Source organism: Brevibacterium permense (assembly GCF_025506275.1).
In the GTDB taxonomy this organism is placed as follows: Bacteria; Actinomycetota; Actinomycetes; order Actinomycetales; family Brevibacteriaceae; genus Brevibacterium; species Brevibacterium permense_A.
Genome location: NZ_QYCP01000012.1, coordinates 1 through 391, shown reverse-complemented (window position 1 = coordinate 391; position 391 = coordinate 1). Strand labels below are relative to the sequence as shown.

At 71.9% G+C, this 391-nt stretch carries 1 protein-coding gene; it reads right to left on the bottom strand.

Going from position 1 to position 391, the window contains the following annotated elements:
* Positions 1–210: 210 nt before the first annotated feature.
* Positions 211–391 (bottom strand): hypothetical protein (locus D3I60_RS01330; RefSeq protein ID WP_262774305.1); only part of this gene is annotated, 181 nt, incomplete at its 5' end.

Genomic DNA, 391 nt, shown 5'->3' with positions numbered 1-391 from the left:
GGTCGACACGGCGGGTGGCCGAGCCTGGAGCCGAACTTAAGCGGATGTCCTGTTCCGGGAAGCGTTGGAGCACCTGGCCGGCGTGGCACCGGCACCCCGCGCCGGCGCGGAGCTGGAGGATCTTGCTGCGCTGATCGTCCACCGAGACCACTGACCTCATAGGAAGTCCGCGGGCTGACGCAGCAGGTTGGCATGGTTTCGCCGGAAGTGTCAGGCAGCGCCACCACCGCGCCACGCCTGCACTACGGTGGCCAGTGTTGCCACCGCCAGCCCCGTCACCGCCGCGACGGCGAACCCCGCGGCGGTCAGCGCCGTCGCCAAAACGCCGGCGGGAAACCAGGTCCAGACCGGCACCGGTCGCGGACGCTGGCCACGCCGGCGCCGCCACGCC